Origin of the sequence: Tropicimonas sp. IMCC34043 (assembly GCF_003390845.1) — a bacterium.
Taxonomy (GTDB): Bacteria; Pseudomonadota; Alphaproteobacteria; order Rhodobacterales; family Rhodobacteraceae; genus Tropicimonas.
This window is the reverse complement of record NZ_QMEK01000001.1, coordinates 1,858,082-1,877,263: the sequence shown is the minus strand read 5'-3', so window position 1 is coordinate 1,877,263 and position 19,182 is coordinate 1,858,082. Positions and strand designations below refer to the sequence as shown.

Annotated in this window: 18 protein-coding genes; 10 read left to right on the top strand and 8 right to left on the bottom strand. The window is 66.7% G+C overall.

Translation table 11 applies throughout. From position 1 onward, the window contains the following. Positions 1-280 precede the first annotated feature (280 nt). Positions 281-919, top strand: coding sequence for a ParA family partition ATPase (gene parA / locus DQG17_RS08845; protein WP_116132328.1), 639 nt, complete (start codon positions 281-283; stop codon positions 917-919). Between the two features lie 531 nt (positions 920-1,450). Then, the gene (locus DQG17_RS08840; protein ID WP_116132327.1) at positions 1,451-1,876 is read left to right on the top strand and encodes an OsmC family protein; all 426 of its coding nucleotides are present in this window, start codon (positions 1,451-1,453) and stop codon (positions 1,874-1,876) included. Between the two features lie 132 nt (positions 1,877-2,008). On the opposite strand, the gene DQG17_RS08835 is transcribed toward DQG17_RS08840, so the two are convergent. From DQG17_RS08835 to crtA, 6 genes are all read right to left on the bottom strand, one after another. Beyond that, entirely contained in the window at positions 2,009-2,608 is a 600-nt protein-coding gene (locus DQG17_RS08835) for a L,D-transpeptidase (protein ID WP_116132326.1), read from the bottom strand. Positions 2,609-2,802: 194 nt separating this feature from the next. Beyond that, a complete protein-coding gene (locus tag DQG17_RS08830) occupies positions 2,803-3,009 on the bottom strand; it encodes a cold-shock protein (RefSeq protein WP_116132325.1) in 207 nt (68 codons plus the stop codon). A 246-nt stretch (positions 3,010-3,255) separates the two neighbouring features. Further along, the gene (gene bchO, locus DQG17_RS08825; protein WP_116132324.1) at positions 3,256-4,137 is read right to left on the bottom strand and encodes an alpha/beta fold hydrolase BchO; all 882 of its coding nucleotides are present in this window, start codon (positions 4,135-4,137) and stop codon (positions 3,256-3,258) included. Continuing rightward, on the bottom strand, positions 4,137-5,861 hold the full coding sequence (locus DQG17_RS08820; protein WP_116132323.1) for a magnesium chelatase subunit D: 1,725 nt from the start codon (positions 5,859-5,861) through the stop codon (positions 4,137-4,139). The genes bchO and DQG17_RS08820 overlap by 1 nt, the downstream gene beginning before the upstream one ends. Then, on the bottom strand, positions 5,858-6,865 hold the full coding sequence (gene bchI / locus DQG17_RS08815; RefSeq protein WP_116132322.1) for a magnesium chelatase ATPase subunit I: 1,008 nt from the start codon (positions 6,863-6,865) through the stop codon (positions 5,858-5,860). The genes DQG17_RS08820 and bchI overlap by 4 nt, the downstream gene beginning before the upstream one ends. 4 nt (positions 6,866-6,869) lie before the next feature. Further along, a complete protein-coding gene (gene crtA, locus DQG17_RS08810) occupies positions 6,870-7,586 on the bottom strand; it encodes a spheroidene monooxygenase (protein WP_116132321.1) in 717 nt (238 codons plus the stop codon). A gap of 90 nt (positions 7,587-7,676) precedes the next feature. Here crtA and DQG17_RS08805 point away from each other — a divergent pair, with 90 nt between their 5' ends. The 3 genes from DQG17_RS08805 (at position 7,677) to DQG17_RS08795 (ending at position 11,008) form a co-directional block, all read left to right on the top strand. Continuing rightward, a complete protein-coding gene (locus DQG17_RS08805) occupies positions 7,677-9,236 on the top strand; it encodes a phytoene desaturase (protein WP_116132320.1) in 1,560 nt (519 codons plus the stop codon). Further along, positions 9,233-10,255: a phytoene/squalene synthase family protein gene (locus DQG17_RS08800; protein WP_116132319.1), complete on the top strand. Its 1,023-nt coding sequence runs from the start codon at positions 9,233-9,235 to the stop codon at positions 10,253-10,255. Before DQG17_RS08805 ends, DQG17_RS08800 begins: the two co-directional genes overlap by 4 nt. A gap of 264 nt (positions 10,256-10,519) precedes the next feature. Beyond that, positions 10,520-11,008, top strand: a complete 489-nt coding sequence (locus DQG17_RS08795; RefSeq protein WP_116132318.1) for a TspO/MBR family protein — start codon at positions 10,520-10,522, stop codon at positions 11,006-11,008. Here the strand turns inward: DQG17_RS08795 and crtC are convergent. Further along, positions 10,998-11,870 (bottom strand): carotenoid 1,2-hydratase, encoded by an 873-nt coding sequence (gene crtC, locus DQG17_RS08790; protein ID WP_116132659.1) that lies wholly within the window; start codon positions 11,868-11,870, stop codon positions 10,998-11,000. The two genes, DQG17_RS08795 and crtC, sit on opposite strands and share 11 nt — an antisense overlap. A 38-nt stretch (positions 11,871-11,908) precedes the next feature. Then, on the bottom strand, positions 11,909-13,411 hold the full coding sequence (gene crtD / locus DQG17_RS08785; protein WP_116132317.1) for a 1-hydroxycarotenoid 3,4-desaturase CrtD: 1,503 nt from the start codon (positions 13,409-13,411) through the stop codon (positions 11,909-11,911). 93 nt (positions 13,412-13,504) lie between these two features. Between crtD and DQG17_RS08780 the strand changes: the two genes are divergently transcribed. The 5 genes from DQG17_RS08780 (at position 13,505) to bchY (ending at position 19,164) form a co-directional block, all read left to right on the top strand. Further along, positions 13,505-14,368 carry a polyprenyl synthetase family protein gene (locus DQG17_RS08780; RefSeq protein WP_116132316.1) on the top strand — a complete coding sequence of 288 codons (864 nt, stop codon included), beginning with the start codon at positions 13,505-13,507 and terminating at the stop codon, positions 14,366-14,368. A gap of 1 nt (position 14,369) precedes the next feature. Further along, complete coding sequence (locus tag DQG17_RS08775; RefSeq protein ID WP_116132315.1) at positions 14,370-15,515, top strand: methyltransferase; 1,146 nt, start codon at positions 14,370-14,372, stop codon at positions 15,513-15,515. 140 nt (positions 15,516-15,655) lie between these two features. Then, positions 15,656-16,597: a chlorophyll synthesis pathway protein BchC gene (bchC, locus tag DQG17_RS08770; RefSeq protein ID WP_116132314.1), complete on the top strand. Its 942-nt coding sequence runs from the start codon at positions 15,656-15,658 to the stop codon at positions 16,595-16,597. Further along, positions 16,594-17,598, top strand: coding sequence for a chlorophyllide a reductase iron protein subunit X (locus DQG17_RS08765; protein ID WP_116132313.1), 1,005 nt, complete (start codon positions 16,594-16,596; stop codon positions 17,596-17,598). Before bchC ends, DQG17_RS08765 begins: the two co-directional genes overlap by 4 nt. 6 nt (positions 17,599-17,604) lie before the next feature. Further along, positions 17,605-19,164, top strand: coding sequence for a chlorophyllide a reductase subunit Y (gene bchY / locus DQG17_RS08760; protein WP_116132312.1), 1,560 nt, complete (start codon positions 17,605-17,607; stop codon positions 19,162-19,164). Positions 19,165-19,182 lie beyond the last annotated feature (18 nt).

The following is a 19,182-nucleotide window of genomic DNA, read 5'->3' as shown; positions in this document are numbered from 1 at the left end:
GCTACCGGCCGCAACAGCCTGCCCAAGGCTTGTGCGGTCTTGTTACACGACTACAACAGGGGCGAACCCGGGACGTCGGAGCGCCCGGACGGTTCCGGCGTTCCTCATCCGCTGCGATGGCGAGGTACAGGTGGCAACGGGCCGGGTCCGGACCGTCCGTGTGCGCGGCCGGGCGCCTGAGGCGGGCGAAACCACAGCGGCCACGTCACTTATTGTTGTGGAGATACGCCGGTTCGTACACGATACCTTGTGAACGGGCAGAGGGTTCGGGGGGTGGCAGATGGCGGCATATACGATCACCATAGCGCAACAGAAGGGCGGGTCCGGCAAGACCACCGTTGCGGCCAATCTGGCCGTCTATCTGCTGTCGCAGGGTCATACCGTTGCGGTGCTCGACACCGACCCGCAGGGGTCGCTCGGGCGCTGGTTCATGACCCGGAATGACGCGACCGAAGGCCAGCCCGGGATGGAGTTCTCGACCGCTTCGGCCTGGGGCGTCGGCTATGAGGCCGGCAAATTGCGCAAGTCGGCGACATTTGTCATCATCGACACGCCGCCCAAGGCCGACGGCGATCTGCGCCCGGCACTGCGCGAGGCCGATCTTGTGGTGGTGCCGGTTGCGGCCTCGCAACTCGATCTCTGGGCGACCGAGGCGGTGCTGGAACTTGTCGATCGTACCCGCAAGCCGGCGCTGACGGTGCTGAACCGGGCGCGCGCCCATACCCGACTTGGCGCCGAGGTGACCCGCCAGATGCGCGAGCTTCAGGCGCCGGTGGCCGAGGCCGTCCTTGGCAATCGGGTGGTCTTTGCCGAGGCTCTGGGCGAGGGTTTCGGCGTCACCGAATGGGAGCGCTCGGGTGCCGCGGCGAAGGAAATTGCGGCGCTTGGCGACGAGATCTGCAAGATCCTCGGCTGCTGAACTTCCTGCACGGCCGGGGTGGTCGGCGCCGTCGCGGCAGCGCCAGGTCTCGTGGTCCGGATCCATCCCACGCATCGAAACCCAAATATCTGCCGTCGTGATCCAGAGCCTTTGGCCCCCTGAGCGATGCCGTGATCGGCCGGTGGTGGCCGTTCACGCTCTGGGGTGGTGGTTGGAAGTGGCCAGCGGCGCCTTGTGGTGTCGATTGGTGGCCGGAACTGGCGATGCCGGATCTGCAAAACGGCCCGCCGATCAATCACCGGCGGACCGCCCGCACGGACCAAAGGGAAAAGGAAAGTCTCGGGTCTTTCGGTGTGGCCAAGGATACCTGCGGCTCCGGTGCCGTCTATCCAATATGCGCAGGTCCGTTCGCGGGCCTGCATGAGGCTGCCGTGGCCAGGGACGCCGCGATCTCGACCCTTGTCGGTGCCGTCGGGCGCGTTAGGATGAACCCGCCGGCGCGCCGAGCGACGACGCCCCGGCGAGCGAACACGAAATGGCCAGGACAGGCCGACAGGGAGAGGAAACGCCATGAAACGCCACGCATCCGCCGTCTGGAACGGTGACCTGCGCGAGGGCAAGGGACGTATGAGCAGCGACTCGGGGGCCTTCCGGGATCTGCGATTTTCCTTCAACACCCGCTTCGGCGACGAGGCGGGAACCAACCCGGAAGAACTGATCGCCGCGGCCCATGCCGGCTGCTTCTCGATGGCCTTCTCGAACGAACTCGCCAAGGCCGGGATGACGCCCGAGGAAGTCGCGACGAAATGCACGATCACGCTCGAGATGGTCGGCGGCGGGTTCGAGATGACCAAAAGCCTTCTGACCACAACGGCAAAAGTGCCCGGCGCCAGCGCCGCCAAGGTCGAGGAAATCGCCGAGATCGCCAAGGCCGGCTGTCCGGTGTCGAAAGTTCTGAATGTCGAGGTCACGCTCGACCTGACCGTCGAGGTCTGAATACGCCACCGGCCGGTGGCACGAGCCTGCGAAACGACAAGGGGCGCCCTGTGGCGCCCCGATTGTTTTCAGGTGGAACACTTCGGCAGATCCGGGCCGCCAGCCATGCAATGGCCCGGCGCGTCTCGGCGGTCAGAGCACCGTGACGACCGTCCCGATCGGCACCCGGTTGTACAGATCGATGACATGGCTGTTCAGCATCCGGATGCAGCCGTTCGACACCGACTTGCCGATCGACTCTGGCTCGGTCGTGCCATGGATCCGGAAATAGGTGTCATGCCCATCCTGGAACAGATAGAGCGCGCGCGCGCCCAGGGGATTGCCCGGCCCGCCCGGCATGACATAATCCGAGCCGGCGAATTTCGAATAGGCGGAGGGGTTGCGCTGAATCATCTCGTCGGTCGGACGCCAGGTCGGCCATTCCTTCTTGACGTCGATGGTCGCGGTGCCGGTGAACTCCAGCCCCGCCTTGCCGACGCCGACCCCGTAGCGGATCGCCTTGCCGGGCTCGACCACGTAATAAAGGTAATGGCTGCGCGGCAGGATCAGCAACTGGCCGGGCAGAAAATTGGCCTTGATGCCGACGATCTGCGGCTGGAACCGCGGGTCGAGCTGAAACCCCTGATTGCTCGCAGGCGCCTGCGAGGTGGCGGGGGCGGTCGTTTGGGCGATGGCGGGGGCTGCTGCGGCCGAGGCAAGCGCCGCGGCGAGGAAAGAGCGTCTGTTCAACATTTAATTTCAACCGGCCTATGCGTCGTTTGTTCCAAGAAGAACCAAAACTGGCCGCCAGAATCAACGCTCTGCGGTTCGTCAACACGAAATAGTGCACCGATGTGCCGCGAACGAACGGAAATTCCGTCACAGATCGGGGCCGCAGGTTTAATTGGAAGGCCCGTGGCCGGGCCATCCCGCCGCCGTGAAGCGCCTCAGAGCGTTTCGAGGTTGGTCGCCGATTCCCGGCCGTCGCGGCCCGGGGTGATGTCGAACGAAACCTTTTGGCCGTCCTGCAGGCCGGTCAGGCCCGAACGTTCCACGGCCGAGATGTGCACGAACACGTCACGGCTGCCGCCTTCGGGCGCAATGAAGCCGTAGCCTTTGGTAGTGTTGAACCATTTCACGGTGCCAGTTGCCATCCGCAAGTCTCCTGTACTGGGTTCGATGCCCGCTGAATTGCGGCAACGTCGGCGTCAGTCTTGGCAGTCGAGACAGCGCCGGAAACGGAGACAGTCGGTCGAAATGCAGTAATGATCGCAGGCAAATTGTATGATAGCGGTCCGTGAGTCGCGCAAGAGAAATTCGTTTCCTGCGCCGCGCGTGCTGTGGGTCTGGGTGTTGCCGACGATAACGCGGTCCTTCCGGCCCGCCGACCAGGCGCCCGATCAGACGCCTGGCAATGCCGAAGGCGGGTCGGTCGGGTCGAGAATTTTCAGGATTTCTGCCGAAACGAGATCCGGCCATTCCTCGTGCAGCAGGTGGCCGCCATCCGGGAATTTGCGGAAGACGGCATTCGGCATCCTCTCTGCGGCCTTCTCCGAGGTGCGTGGCGACACGGCCAGATCCTCTGCGCCGGTCATGAAGCAGACCCGTTGACGGATCTCGGGCAGGTCTTTCAACAGATCGTCCAGGGACCACTGCTCCATCATGCTCAGGGTTCCGGCGACGTGGGACTTGTTGCGCAGCAGCCGGTGGTAAAGTTCGATTCCTTCCGGCGTCAGATGGCTGCCGGTGCCGGAAATCAGCCGTTCGGTCGCGCGGTAGGTGATCGTGGCCGCAACCACCCGCCCGGTCAGCGGATTGAGCGCCAGCGCCTTGGCGATAAGCGGAAACACCATCCCCGCGACGCCGGGAAAGTTCTCAAGCGCGGCATTGATCCCGATGATGGTCGCAGGCGCCGGATCGAGAATCTGGGCAAGGCGCAGGGCGATGGCGGCGCCGGCAGAATGCCCGACGATGGCCCGGGGGTGCAGGTTCAGCGTGTCCAGAAGGCGGGCAATATCGGCGCTCATCGGGTTGAGCCCGCAGCGGGTGCGGGCGCCGAGGCGGGTGAAACCCTGCCCCGGCAGGTCGATTGCCAGCACACGGTGGCTCCGGGAAAGCGGCGCGATCAGGTCGCGCCAGGAATGCGCGGAGCCTCCGGCACCGTGGATCAGCAACAGATCCGGGCCGCTGCCGGTCATCTGCAGATGCCAGCAATGCGGCGGACTGATAACGATCCGGCTCAGCTCCACATGCGGCCAGTCTGGCGGAACCCCGTCGGGCATCAATGCGTGGTATCCCATTGGCTCTGCACGGCCTCCGACAAGGATCTTGCATTGACCACCGGCAGCGGCAGGTAGCTGGCCGCCAGTCGTTCGGCCAGCGCCGAGGCCGCCGGGCGCGGCAGGCGGGCGATGTCGATCAGCATCGCAGGCACGCCGCGGCGGCGGACCGCGTCGGCGATATCCTGCAGGTCGGCCAGTGCGGCCTCCCGGTCGGCCGAACCGTCGAGCGCAATGTTGCCCCGTCCGTCGGTCATCAGGACAATCGAAGGGTCCATGCCGCGGTGGCGGCTTGCCTCGGCCAGCAGCAGGGCCTGTTCCAGGCCGGAGGCGAGCGGCGTCGGGCCGCCGCCCGGGACCGAAGCCAGCCGCCGCTTGGTCTGTACGAGGGACCGCGTCGGGGGCAGCAGGACCTCGGCCTTCAGACCGCGAAAGATGATCATCGCCACATGATCGCGCCGCTGATAGGCCTCGGCCAGCAGAAGTTCGATCGCGCCCTTGCATTCGGCCAACCGGCCCATCGCGGTCGAGCCAGAGGCATCGACGGCAAAGATCGCCACGCGTTCGGCGCGGCCACGGCGGCGCGAAATGGCGATGTCTTCCGGGCGGATCAGGATCGGTGCCGTCGAGTCCGGGCTCGTGCGGCGGCGGATCGGTTGCCATGGCGCGGCGCGGCGCATCGTGGCCAGCAGGTCGATCCGCGCCCCGGCGGTGATCTGTCCGGGACGGGAAGGGGCAAAGCGCCCGCGGGCGGCGGCCTTGGTGGCGACCACCCGGCTGCGGCCACCCTTCTTGCCGGAGGACAGCGCACGCGCGATTTCCTCCAGAAGGCCGGGTGGAAGCTGCGCCATTGCGGCCTCGACGCTGACCTCGTCCGGGGCGTCCTTGGGATCGAAGGCCCCGGGATCGCTGGTTCCGCTGTCTTCCTTCGGCGCTGGCGGTTCGTCCGGCGCCTCGCTGTCCGCATCGGGCGGTGCCTCGGGCAACCGTTGCAGGCGCGGCGCAAGCACCAGCGCGGTCGCCAGCGCGATTTCGGGTTCTTCCGGTGCCGGCAGGCCCGCCAGTGCGGCGGCGGCCACTGCCGCGCGTCCGGCCATGGCGGGGGGGCGCAGGCTGTTGATGCCGAGCGCTGCCGCGATATTGACGAATTGCTCGCAGACGCGGTCCAGATCCTGAACCTTGGCGAGCGCCGCGCGGGCTGCCGCGATCTGGTCGGGCGTGGCGCCGGTGAAACCGATGTCGCGCAGCGCGATGTTGTCGAGGCTGATGTGGAAGGCCAGCCGTTCCATCAGGGAGGCCGGGGCGCGTTCGTCCGGGTCGTTGCCTTCGTCAAGCGCGATGGCGACCCCGCCGCGGGCATCGAGCCACTGGCTGAGACGGGCGGCAAAGCCATGTTCGGCCGTGTCGGCCATTGGAACGACCACCGCCGTTGGCGGCCCGGTCAGTACCCCGGAACAGCGCACCGTCTGCCCGGCCTGCAGGGTCGCGGCGACGTCGATCGCCCCGTAAAGCGCCTCGTCCGGGGTCTGCGGATGCAGCCGGCGCAGGGGCAGGGGCAGCAGCGCGTCGCCAAGCCCGTCAAGCCACCGGGTGCGCACCGGTCCGTGCCGGGCGCGCAGCAGCAGGCCACCGAGGGCCAGCGAATCGACGGCCAGAATATCCCGCGCGGCGACCGCCCGATGCCAGGGGTTGGCCAGATCGAATGGGTCGACGCCGGTCTTTGTCATGCAGCAAAGGCCTCGTCGAGGATCCTGCGCACGCGCAGGGTCGATCCGGCCTCGTCCAGCGGATCGCGCCGCAGGCGGTGACGCAGGGCCATTGGCGCGACCCGGATGATATGCTCGCGACCGACTGCCGGCGCACCGTCATAGGCGGCAAGCGCGCGCGCGGCGCGCAGCAGGGTCAGTTCGCCGCGCAACCCGTCCGAGCCGAGCGCGATGCAAAGCCGCGCGCAATCTTCCAGCACCTCGTCTGCTGCGGCGGTGTCGGCCAGCCGGCTGCGGGCGTCGAGAATGGTGTTGCGAAGGCGTGTGTCGGTCGCGCGCCAGCGCTTCAGGAAGGCCCTGGTGTCCATCTCATAGGCGTTGCGGCGCCGGATCACCTCGACCCGTTCCGAGATCTCGCGCGGCGAGGTCACCTCGACCGACAGGCCGAAGCGGTCCAGAAGCTGCGGGCGCAATTCTCCCTCTTCCGGGTTGCCGGAACCCACGATCACGAACTTCGCCGGGTGCCGGAACGACAACCCCTCGCGTTCGACGATGTTTTCACCCGATGCGGCGACGTCGAGCAGCAAGTCGACCAGATGGTCCTCCAGCAGGTTGACCTCGTCGATATAGAGATAGCCGCGGTTGGCGCGTGCCAGAAGCCCGGGTTCAAAGGCTTTCTCGCCGCGGGTCAGGGCGCGTTCGATATCGAGCGCGCCGACCAGCCGGTCCTCGGTGGCCCCGAGCGGCAGATCGACGACGGGGGTCGGGCGCATCTCTTCCTTTTTAGGGGTTTCCGTCTCGCAGGTACAACCGTGATGGTCGTCCGCGGTGCGGTTGTAGGGGCATCCAACAACGGCCGAGATCGCCGGCAACAGCGCCGCAAGCGCGCGCACGGCGGTGGATTTGCCGGTGCCCCGGTCGCCAAACACCAGCACGCCGCCAATGGACGGGTCGATGGCGGTCAGAACCAGAGCCTCCTTCATCTCGGCTTGTCCGACGATGGCAGAGAAGGGATAGGGCTGCATGTGGTTACCTCTCGGCTGTCTCGGGGAAGGTCGAAAGCCCGGGCCAGTCGCCGAGCCGGTCCAGAATGCGGAACCGCGCATAGAGTTCTTCGCGGAACCATTTGCCGTCGCGTACCGCCTTGATGGCGCGGGCGTGGGGGCCGTCTGCCCGGGCAAAGGCGGCCATGGTCGTCGTGTCGGGCCAGATCGAAAAGGTGACCTGTTGCACCCAGGGCACCTCGCCCATGCCGATCTTGAACACGACGTCCTGGTTGTCGCCGACCACGTCGCTGATCGGCCCCGCCCGTTTCCAGAACTGCAGCATCGCGTGCGGGCGCACCGTGGCGCGGGTCAGCGCGGCAATCGGGCCGTCGGGCAGATCCACCACCGGGGTGAAGGGCGCTTGGTGCGACCATTGCCCGCGCGCCGAGGCGACCTGCAGGAACAGGGTGCAGCTTGCATCTGCATGGGCGCGGTAATTGACGAAGACCGGGGCGGTGGCCACTGTCTCGTGAGCGATGTTGGCCGAGTCCCAGACGCAGAGGATCGTGTAGACCGCGGTGTTGGGCACCGGCGTGAACCCCTCGCCGCTGCCGGTGCCGCACAGCTTGACAAACCTCAGCCCGCGAAGGCGGGACAGCGGGCGCCTTGCAAGCGCCATTTGGAAAAAGGGCCAGATCCGCGCAGAGGGCTTGTCGAAACGAAACAGGCTCAGGCTGACGGTCTGCTGTGTCTCGCCCATTGTTTGCAGGCCTCATCGGCAGTGTGTGGCGCAAGTAAATGCGGCGTTACGGCGATTGTCAACCTAGGTTTACACTGCTAGTGTCGCATCATGATTACGAACGCACATTCCGACGGGTCGATTCCCCTCGAAGACACGCAAAGTCAGCCGGTTGCCATCGTCATCGGCGCCGGCTTCGGTGGTCTCGCCGCTGCGATGCGGCTCGGGGCCAAGGGCTATCGCTGTATCGTGGTGGATCGCCTCGAGACCCCGGGCGGCCGCGCGACGGCAATCCACAAGAACGGGCACAGATTCGATCTCGGCCCGACCATCGTGACGGTGCCTCAGGCGCTTGAGGAGCTGTGGGCGGCGACCGGGCGGAATTTCCACGACGATGTGGACCTTCGTGCGCTCGATCCGTTCTATACCTTCCGTTTCCCCGATGGCTCGCATTTCTCGGTCGGTCCCGACAAGGAAGCCATGCGCGCCGAGGTCAAGCGGTTCGCCCCGGCGGATCTCGACGGCTATGAGCGGTACATGGAAGATGCCCGCAATCGCTATCAGTTCGGGTTCGAGGATCTCGGGCGCCGGTCGATGAGCCAGTTGTGGCAGACCGTCAAGGCGCTGCCGACCTTCGCGCGATACCGCGCCGACCGGTCCGTCGCGGCCCATGTGGCGATGCGGGTGCGCGATGAACGCCTGCGCATGGCGCTGTCGTTCCACCCGCTGTTCATCGGCGGCGATCCGTTCCACGTCACCTCGATCTATGCGCTCGTCAGCTATCTCGAGTCGGCCTATGGCATGCATTATGCGATGGGCGGTTGCGCCGCGCTGGCGCAGGCGATGGCCGATGTCGTGACCGCGCAGGGCGGCGAGATGCGCTATCACACCGACGTGGACGAGATCCTGACAGAGAATGGCAAGGTGGCCGGTGTCAGGCTTGGCGACGGCGAGGTGCTGAAGGCCGGGCTGGTGGTATCGAATGCCGATGCCGGGCATACCTATGAGCGGCTGCTGCGCAACGTGCCGTCGCGCCGCTGGACGCCGGCGCGCCTCAAGCGCGCGCGCTGGTCGATGGGGCTGTTCGTCTGGTACTTTGGCACCAGGGGAACCAGGGCCATGTGGCCCAAGGCCGGGCAGCACACGATTGTAAGTGGCCCGCGCTATGAAGGGCTGGTGCGGGACATCTTCACCAATGGCAAGCTGGCAGAGGACATGAGCCTTTATGTCCACCGTCCCAGTGTGATCGATCCGACCGTCGCGCCCGAGGGCGACGACACCTTCTATGCGCTTTCGCCGGTGCCGCACCTTGGCCATGAAAATCCCGTGGACTGGGCCGAGATGGCAGAACCGTACCGCCAGCGTGTTCAGGCAGTTCTGGAAGAACATTTGCTTCCCGGTCTGGGTCAGCACCTGAGTGCCAGCCACATGATGACGCCGGTGCATTTCCGGAATCGCTATCTCAGCCCGCTGGGATCCGGTTTCTCGATCGAGCCGCGCATCCTGCAAAGTGCGTGGTTCCGGCCGCACAATGTGGTCGAGGAGGTCCCGGGCCTCTATCTTGTCGGGGCGGGCACGCATCCCGGCGCCGGTCTGCCGGGAGTGGTTTCCTCGGCCGAGGTGCTGGGCAAACTGGTGCCGGACGTTCGGGCATCGAGGGCCGCCGCATGATCGACCCGGGCGATCTGGACCATTGTCGCGAGGCGATCCGGACCGGGTCGCTTTCGTTCCACGCGGCCTCGAAGCTCTTGCCGCGGGATGTGCGGGATCGTGCGCTGGTGCTCTATGCCTTTTGCCGGCTTGCCGATGACGCGGTCGACCTGAGCGATGCCAAGTCCGCGGCCGTGCTGTCGCTGCACGACCGTCTGGATCTGGCCTATGCCGGCACCCCGAAGGATGGCCCGGCCGATCGCGCCTTTGCCGCGCTTGTGGCCGAGGTCGACATGCCGCGCGCATTGCCCGAGGCGCTGCTGGAGGGGTTTGCCTGGGACGCGCTGGAGCGTCGCTATCAGACCCTCGATGAGCTGCACGGCTATTGTGTCCGCGTTGCCTCGACGGTCGGGGCGATGATGTGCGTGGCGATGGGGGTGCGAGACAGGGATGTGCTGGCGCGCGCCTGCGATCTTGGCGTTGCGATGCAGCTGACCAACATCGCTCGCGACATCGGTGAGGACGCCGAGGCCGGGCGGCTCTACCTGCCCTGCGACTGGCTGGCCGAAGAGGGGATCGATGTGGCAGCGTTTCTGACCGCGCCCGCGCCGTCGCCGGGGCTCCGTCGCTGCGTGAAACGTCTGCTGAACGAGGCGCAGCGCCTCTATCTCCGCTCGGAAGCCGGGGTTTCCGGTCTTCCCGCCGGGTGCCGCATGGGGATCTTTGCGGCCCGCCAGATCTATGCCCGCATCGGAACCCATGTGGCAGCGGCCGATTACGACAGCATCACCCGGCGCGCCCACACGTCGAGGGCCGAGAAGATGCGCCTTCTTGCGGTCGCGGCAGGGCAGGCGGGCGCCACCACGCTCGCCCCCCGGTCGCCGGTGCGCCACGCGCCGCCGTTGCCGGCCGCGGCCTTTCTGATCGACGCTGCCTGCGGTCCCGCCCAGGCGGTCGGCTGGGGCGAGGGCCGGGCAGGGACGGTGCTGTCGGTGCTTGCCCAGCTTGCGCAGGAAGACCAGGGGCAGACATACGCCTGACCGTCGTGACCATGGAATCCCAGTCGTGCCTTTACGGTCGGCGTTTGGGAACAGAATGTCCGCTGGATCGTTGCAGTCTGGCGCCGACCCGGCCAGAACGTGGTCGGGCAACGGGTCCCTTGCGCCCGGACGCCTTCGTGCGGAGATGGCGCGATGGACAGCTTCGGGTAGCGCTCGTCGGGCGCGACCTGGTGGCGGGCCGGGGTTCTGGGAGGTCCAGAGCATCAACCTGCCGGGAATGCTCTTGAATAACAGAGGTCTTCGATGGATATCCTTGTCTTCGCCATCTACTTCGCCGCCTGTTTTGGTGCCGGGGTCACCGGTGCGATCTTTCCGCCGGGCGAATGGTACCAATCCCTGAAAAAGCCGCACTGGACGCCGCCGAACTGGGTTTTCCCGACGGTCTGGACCACGCTCTACATCCTGATGTCGTGGTCTGCCGCGCGGGTTTCCGGGGCCAGCGACGGTGGTCAGGCTGCAAGCATCGGCCTCGCGCTCTGGGCGTTGCAGGTTGCGCTCAACGCGCTCTGGACGCCGGTGTTCTTTGGCCTTCGACGTCTGCGGGGCGGGATGATGGTGCTGGTGCCTCTGTGGCTGTCGGTGGCGGGAACGCTTGTCGCCTTCTGGACGGTGGACTGGATCTCCGGGCTGATGTTCGTGCCCTATCTGATCTGGGTCACGGTCGCGGGCGCGCTCAACTTCTCGGTCTGGCGGTTGAACCCGGACGCGGCCCCGCTCGACCTCAGTCGCTGAACCGCCATCGCGCCCGGCGCGGCACCTTCACGGCGAGCATCGGCTTCAGCCAGCGGCTGGCGAAGCGGTCGAGGTCGAGCGCTTCGTGTACCCCGACCGTTTCTTCGCCATCGATCACCGTCGAGACGGCAGAGCGGGTGTAGAAGGGCGCGTCGAGCATCGCCTTCACCTGTCGCGGCTGTACGCCGGGATCTGCCCGGGTCTCGCGCCGGACCGCCCAGAGCGAGCGGCGGATCTGCGCCCTCGGCGGCGCCTGAAACAGCGTGGCGGTGCCGTCGGGATCGAACTGGACCGCTGCTTCGAGGTGTGACCCGTCACGCCGTTCGGCATCGTAGAACGCCGCCGTGCCGCGGCCGAGCGGCATCCGCGCCCAGGTCCAGTAGGAGAAATCGGCCTCGAGCGCGCGCAGGCCGAAGTTTGCATCGAAATAGCCATGGCCGGACCAGGTCCAGCCGGGGCGGTTCATCGATACCTCGACCCGCGATGTCGGCGCGAAGGGGCGCCAGACATGGGCGCCATCGGGGGTCAGCGGCAGTTCGACGTTTGTGATGCCCGAGGGGATCACTCGCACCTCGCCACGCAGCCTGTCCATGTGCGGCACGGTGCGCTCGTCGATCCGGATCACGAGGGTTCCGTCCTCCCAGGCCATGTGGCTCGGTCCGACCTCGATGCGTTCGGGGGCAAGCCGAAGCGCGCTTTCGCCGCGGTCGGTCATGGTCCAGCGGCCGCCGCGGCCATAGAGGGCGACGTTGATGCAGCAGTGGTCCTGCGGGCGCTGCCGGCCCGACCAGCGGTACCAGGGCGAGAAAACCGAGCCGATGAAGGCGATGATCGAGATCGCCCTTTCGCCGTCGTCGGAGATGCCGTCGACATACCACCAGGCGTAGCCGTCGGGCGGGATCAGGAGGTCGAAGTTCGGTCGCTCACGATCGCCGCGGCCGCGTGCCTCCCGGAGAGCAGGGCCATGGGGATGCCAGGCCCCGGATGCACCCCGCCCCCTGCCAGATAGAGCCCCGGCAGGTTGCTGCGGGCCGTCGGCCGCAGAAAGCTCGCCATCATTCCATGCGGGCTCCGCCCGTAGAGGGATCCGTCCGAGCCCGGGAACAGCCGCGCGAAGTCCGCCGGCGTCGTCATCGCCCGCGGCTCCGGTGCGGGCGTGAAGTGCAGCCCCCTCTCCGATAGCAGCCGGATCGTGCTGTCGTGGCATCGCAGTGTCTCCTCTTCGTCCCAACCGGTGCCGGTGTCCGAAACGGGCGGTGCGTTCATGATGATCTCGAATCGTTCCTGCCCGTTCGGGGCCGCGCCTGCGCCGCGGTCCTGCGCGCAGACGTAAAGCGCCGGGTCCTGCGGCAGCGCGCCCCGCGCCAGCGGGCCGAATTCGGTTGCGGGATCGGTGCCGAAAAACACGTTGTGATGGACCAGAGGTGCCCCGAGTGGGGTCGCGGCAAAGGCCCAGACACAGGCAGAGTGAGAGCGCGGGCTGACGGCGCGACGGGAAACGGCGCCGGTCGCGGCGATGCCAAGCAGGCCCCGCTGCAACGCGGCCGGATCGCCGTTGAAAACGACCGCCGTCGCCGCGTGCCGTATGCCGTCGTCTGTCACGACACCCGATACCCGCCCTTGCTGGCATTCGAGACGCTTTATCGGGGTGCCGAGCTGAACGTCGATGCCGTTCGCGACGGCCAGCCGGTGCAGCGCGCCGGCAAGCGATGCCATCCCGCCCCGGATCCGCCAGACCCCGCCTTCCTCGGCGGCCCAGATCAGCAACAGAATCGCAGGCGACAATTGCGGCGCCCCGCCGACATAGGTGGCATAGCGCCCGAACAATTGCGCAAGCCGCGAGTCCGAGAAGGCGCTCCTGAGGGCCGCGTCCATGCTGCGCATGGGCGCCATGGCTCTCAGCACGGGCAGCCCCCCGGCCAGGGTCCGCGCTGCGATGTCGCGGGGCACCATCCTGCGCGCGCGCATCACCGGGGCCTCGAAAGTGTCGAGCAGCAGGCTCGCGCGGTCGCAGAACAGCCGGAATTCCTGCGAGGCCTTGGTGCCGGCAAAGACCCCGACCGCATCGGCCGAGGCGGCGCGATCCGCGAACAGGTCAAGCTGGCTGCCATCGGGCCAGAAGTGACGGGCCAGAAGCGGCTCGGCGACCAAGTCTATATGGTCTTCAAGCCGTGCGCCGATCTCGGAAAAAAGCGACTCGAAGTTGCGCCGCAGGGTCAGGACAGTGGGGCCGGTATCGACCGGGCCGGCCGCTGAGGCCCGCGTGCGGATCTTGCCGCCCGGGTGCCCGTGACGCTCGAATACCGTAACCTCGGCGCCAGAGGCGCGCAGCGACAGGGCGGCCGCCAGGCCGCCGATTCCGGCGCCGATCACGATGACTTTCTGACCTTCGCGGGTCGCCATGGACGTCCTTGCAGTTGACATGAGGGGACGGAGTGTACAGCATAACTGACAGTACATGTGTCATGTTGAAATGACAATCTCGAGGGCGGTGCCATGGACCAGAGGATAGAGGCAGCAATTTCACGGGCCATTGGCCTGGGTCAGACGCCGCCAACACCGCCGAAGCTTGCATCGGCGCTGGAGTACGCTGTGTTCCCCGGTGGCGCCAGAGTGCGCCCCATGCTTGCCCTTGCCGTCGCCAAGGCCTGTGGGGACGATTGCCCCGAACTGACCGATGCCGCCTGCGTCGCAATCGAACTCATGCATTGCGCCAGCCTCGTCCACGACGACCTTCCGTGTTTCGACGATGCCGGGATTCGGCGCGGAAAGCCTTCTGTACATGCTGCTTTCGGCGAACCGCTGGCAATTCTGGCGGGGGATACCCTGATCATCATGGCCTTCGAGGTGCTGGCCCGTGCCGGGACGGTCGATCCCGCCCGCGCGCTGTCGCTTGTGACGACGCTTGGCCGGGCGTCCGGCATGCCGGGTGGCATCTGCGCCGGTCAGGGATGGGAAAGCGAACCTTGCGTCGACCTCTCAGCCTATCACAAGGCCAAGACCGGGTCGCTGTTCGTTGCCGCCACGACAATGGGTGCCATCGCCGGCGGCAGTGACCCGGCTGCCTGGACCGAGCTTGGGATGCGAATCGGCGAGGCCTTTCAGGTTGCCGACGATCTGCGCGATGCCGTCCTCGACGAGGAGACGCTGGGAAAACCGGTCGGGCAGGATGCCGTGCACGGTCGTCCCAACGCGGTGGCGGATCTGGGGATCGACGGCGCGATCCGGCGTCTGCAGGACACGCTCGGCGGCGCGATCTCGTCGATCCCGTCCTGTCCTGGCGAGGCTACGCTGGCACAGATCGTTCGCGGTCAGGCAGATCGTCTTACTCCGATGGGCGTGAAGCTCAAGGTCGGCTGACATGGGTCGGCGATCGCCGGCCGGCACGGGGGCTTCGGTCTCGGCATCGGTGCGAGACCACGTCAACACCCTGCGTGCAAGACTGATCGCCTCGGCCCGGTTCAACCGCTGGGCGCGGCGGCTTCCGGTGTTGCGTGGGATTGCGCGCCGCAACGGGCAGGACGTCTTCGATCTGATGTCGGGCTTCGTCTATTCGCAAGTGTTGAGCGCCTGCGTGGAGCTGGACCTTCTCGCCGCCGTGGCAGAGGCCCCGCGCGCGGTCGACGATCTTGCCGCGGCGACCGGTGTTTCGCCTGCCCGCATGGAGACGCTCTGCAACGCGGCGGCCGCGCTCGAGATCCTGACACTGCGGCAGGGCGGGCGATATGGTCTGGGACGTCTCGGGGCGCCGGTGCTGTCGGTGCCGGGGCTTGCGGTGATGATCCGACATCATGCGCTGCTCTTCCGGGACCTTGCGGATCCGGTCGCCTTGCTGCGCGGCGAGACCGACACCGAGCTTGCGGCCTTCTGGCCCTATGTCGGCGGCGGCAAGTCGCCCGATGCCCCCACGGCCGCGGCCTATTCAGATGTCATGGCGGCCTCGCAGGCGCTGGTCGCGGAAGAGACGCTGCGGGCGCTCGATCTGCGCGGGATTCGCAGTGTGATGGATCTGGGCGGCGGCGACGGCAGCTTTCTGATCCGCCTGGCCCAGCGTTGGCCCGATTGCGATCTGCGACTTTTCGACCTTCCCGAGGTCGCCGCCCGGGCGGCGCAACGATTTGAACGCGAGGGCGTGGCCGCCACGGCCATCGGCGGCAGTTTCGACGACGCGGCCCTGCCGAAGGGCGCCGAGGCGATCACGCTGGTGCGGGTTCTTTATGATCACGATGACGACCGGGTCGAGCGGATCCTGGCGCTGGCCTTCGAAGCGCTCGCTCCGGGCGGAAAGATCGTCATTTCCGAGCCGATGGCGGGGGGTCGCCATCCGAGTCGCGCGGGCGATGCCTATTTCGGATTCTATACAATGGCGATGACAACCGGCCGTCCACGGTCGGTCGAGGCGCATATGGAAATGCTGAAATCGGCAGGATTCACGGGTTTGCGCGCGTCGCAGGGCACATGGCCCTTCGTGACCAGCGTCGTTACCGCAATCAAATCTGACATCTGACAGACTGCCGCGCTTGTCGCTAAATGTGTCAATCCAGATTGACATAGTTGTGAGTAACGATAAACTTACAGTCAGTTCGGAAGCGGCGAGTCAGACACGGTCTGCGTGGCAATCGAACAGCAGAAAACGGGGGGATCAGGGTGGAGACCAAGGCAGTCATACTCGAGGCGCCGCGGCAGTTGAGGTGCGATGTCGTGCCCCTGACCCGGCCTCAGAATACGGACGTGCTGGTCGCCATCCGCCACTCCGGTGTCTCTGCCGGAACCGAGCGGTTGCTCTGGACCGGCACGATGCCGCCGTTTCCCGGAATGGGCTATCCTCTGGTTCCCGGCTATGAAGCCGTGGGCGAGGTCATCGAGGCCGGTCCCGGCAGTGCGCTGCGGGTGGGTCAGACGGTCTTCGTTCCCGGGGCGAATTGTTTCGGTGAAGTGCGCGGGCTTTTCGGCGGCGCCGCGGAAACCATCTCGACCGCTGCCGAGCGGCTGCTGCCGGTCGATCCCGGAATGGGTCGCGAGGCCGCCCTGCTGGCGCTTGCGGCCACTGCGCGCCACGCCATCGCCGGCTTTGATACCTCGATGCCCGACCTGATCGTCGGCCATGGCGTGCTCGGGCGGCTGCTGGCGCGGCTGACGATTGCTGCGGGCGCGCCGGCACCGATGGTCTGGGAGACCAATCCGAAGCGGCGCACCGGTGCTGCGGGTTATGAGGTGCTGCATCCCGACGCGGATCCGTGCCGGAACTATGCCTGCATCTTCGATGCCACCGGCAAGTCGGACCTGCTGAACAGCCTGATCGGGCGTCTGGCCAAGGGCGGCGAGATCGTGCTGGCGGGCTTCTATCCCGAACCGATCAGCTTTGCCTTCCCGCTCGCCTTCATGAAGGAAGCCCGGTTCCGCGTCGCCGCCGAGTGGACGCGGGAGGATCTGTTTGCCACCCGGACGCTGGTTGAATCCGGCGCGCTGTCGCTTGGGGATCTGATCACCCACTGCCGGCCCGCCGAGGAGGCACCAAGTGCCTATGAGACGGCTTTCGAGGACCCCGACTGCCTGAAGATGATCCTGGACTGGGGAGTGGCCGCATGACCCTCGATTTGCCGAACGGCCATGACGACTATGACAACCGCCTGCGTGCGGAAGCGGGCGAACCCTGGGGCGAGATCGAGCCGCGCGAGCCGGTCAAGAAGACGCAGATCATCGCGATCTATGGCAAGGGCGGCATCGGCAAAAGCTTCACACTCGCCAATCTCAGCCACAAGATGGCCGAAGACGGCAAGCGGGTGCTGCTGATCGGTTGCGACCCGAAATCGGACACCACCAGCCTGCTGTTCGGCGGCAAGGCCTGCCCGACGATCATCGAAACGTCGACCCGGAAGAAGCTTGCTGGCGAGGAGGTGGTCATCGGCGATGTCTGCTTCAAGCGCGGCGGCGTCTTTGCCATGGAACTCGGTGGCCCGGAGGTCGGGCGCGGCTGTGGCGGCAGGGGCATCATCCATGGCTTCGAACTGCTGGAGAAGCTTGGCTTCCACGACTGGGATTTCGACTATGTCCTGCTCGATTTCCTCGGCGACGTGGTCTGCGGCGGCTTTGGCCTGCCGATTGCACGGGACATGGCGCAAAAGGTGATCGTGGTCGGCTCGAACGACCTGCAGTCGCTCTATGTCGCCAACAATGTCTGCTCGGCGGTCGAGTATTTCCGCAAGCTCGGCGGTAACGTCGGCGTCGCGGGCCTTGTCATCAACAAGGACGATGGCTCGGGCGAGGCGCAGGCCTTTGCGGCGGCGGCGGGCATTCCGGTGCTGGCCTCGATCCCGCAGGACGATGACCTGCGCAAGAAATCGGCAAGCTACCAGATCGTCGGCACCGACGAGAGCCCTTGGGGCGCCTTGTTCTCGGAGCTGTCCCGCAATGTTGCCGACGCGCCGCCGGTGCGGCCGACCCCGCTCGATCAGGATGGCCTTCTCGGGCTGTTCTCGGCCGAGCAGACGGGCGGCGATATCGTACTGGAGCCTGCGACCGACTCGGACATGCGCGGCAAGAACGCCGCGCCGAAGAAGAGCCTCGAAATCTTCTATGACGAGGCCTGACCAGACATGACCGAAGAGGCAGAATACGATGCCGCAGGGTCGGCCGAGGTGATCCGTGGGGAGCCAATCCCCGCGGCGCCGGTCGACACGGGCGGACAAGGTTGCCACGCGGAGGCTGCCAAGATGGATGCCGCCGCTCGCATGGCAGGCCAGTCGGAGATCCTCGATCGCTATGCGGCCGATTATCCCCAGGGACCCCACGACAAGCCGCAAAGTATGTGTCCCGCTTTCGGCTCCCTCCGGGTGGGCCTGAGGATGCGGCGTGTGGCGACGGTGCTCTCCGGCTCGGCTTGCTGCGTATACGGGCTGAGCTTTGTCAGCCACTTCTATGGTGCGCGCCGCTCGGTCGGCTATGTGCCATTCAATTCCGAGACGCTGGTGACCGGCAAGCTGTTCGAAGACATTCGCGCGGCGGTGCACGACCTTGCCGATCCGGCGCGCTATGACGCGATCATCGTCACCAACCTGTGCGTGCCGACCGCGTCGGGGGTTCCACTGCGGCTGTTGCCGGACGAGATCGACGGTGTGCGGATCGTCGGCATCGACGTGCCGGGCTTTGGCGTGCCAACCCATGCCGAGGCCAAGGACGTGCTGGCGGGCGCGATGCTGAACTACGCCCGCCGCGAGGCCGAGGCCGGCCCCGTCGCCCGCCCCACCTCGGGCAAGCATGACCGGCCGACCCTGGCGCTGCTGGGCGAGATGTTCCCGGTCGATCCGATCTCGATTGGCCAGTTGCTCGCCCCGATGGGCTTGGGCGTCGGGCCGGTGGTGCCCTGCCGCGAGTGGCGCGAGCTTTATGCGGCGCTCGATTGCGGTGTCGCGGCGGCGATCCACCCGTTCTACACCGCATCGATCCGCGAGTTTCAGGCTGCCGGACGTGGCGTCGTGGGCTCTGCCCCGGTCGGTCATGACGGCACGGCCGCCTGGCTTGCCGCGATTGGCGAAGCCTTCGGGGTCGGCGCCTCAAAGGTCGCTGCCGCGCAGAACGCCTTCCTGCCCGCGATCCGCGGGGCGCTGGCGTCCGCGCCGATCAAGGGCACGATCACGCTCTCGGGCTATGAGGGCTCGGAATTGCTGGTCGCCCGGCTTCTGATCGAAAGCGGCGCCGAGGTTCCCTATGTCGGGACAGCCTGTGGCCGCACCGAGTGGTCGCGGGCCGACCGGGACTGGCTGGAGGCGCGCGGCGTCAAGGTCAAGTTCCGCGCCTCGCTGGAAGACGATTGCGCGGCAATGGAGGCGATCCGCCCGGATCTGGCCATCGGAACGACACCGGTCGTGCAGAAGGCCAAGGAAATGGCGACGCCTGCGCTCTATTTCACCAACCTCATCTCGGCGCGTCCGTTGATGGGCCCGGCAGGCGCCGCCTCGCTGGCACAGGTCGTCAATGCAGCCATCGCGGGCAAGGCCCGGATGGACCGGATGAAGGACTTCTTCGACGGCGTCGGCACCGAGGACAGCACGGGCATCTGGGAAGGCTCGCCGAACCTGCACCCGGAGTTCCGCGACCGGAACATGAAGAAACTCGAGAAACAGGCGCGCGCCCGCAAAGCCGCGGAGATGATCTGATGATCGAGCGCAGCCAAA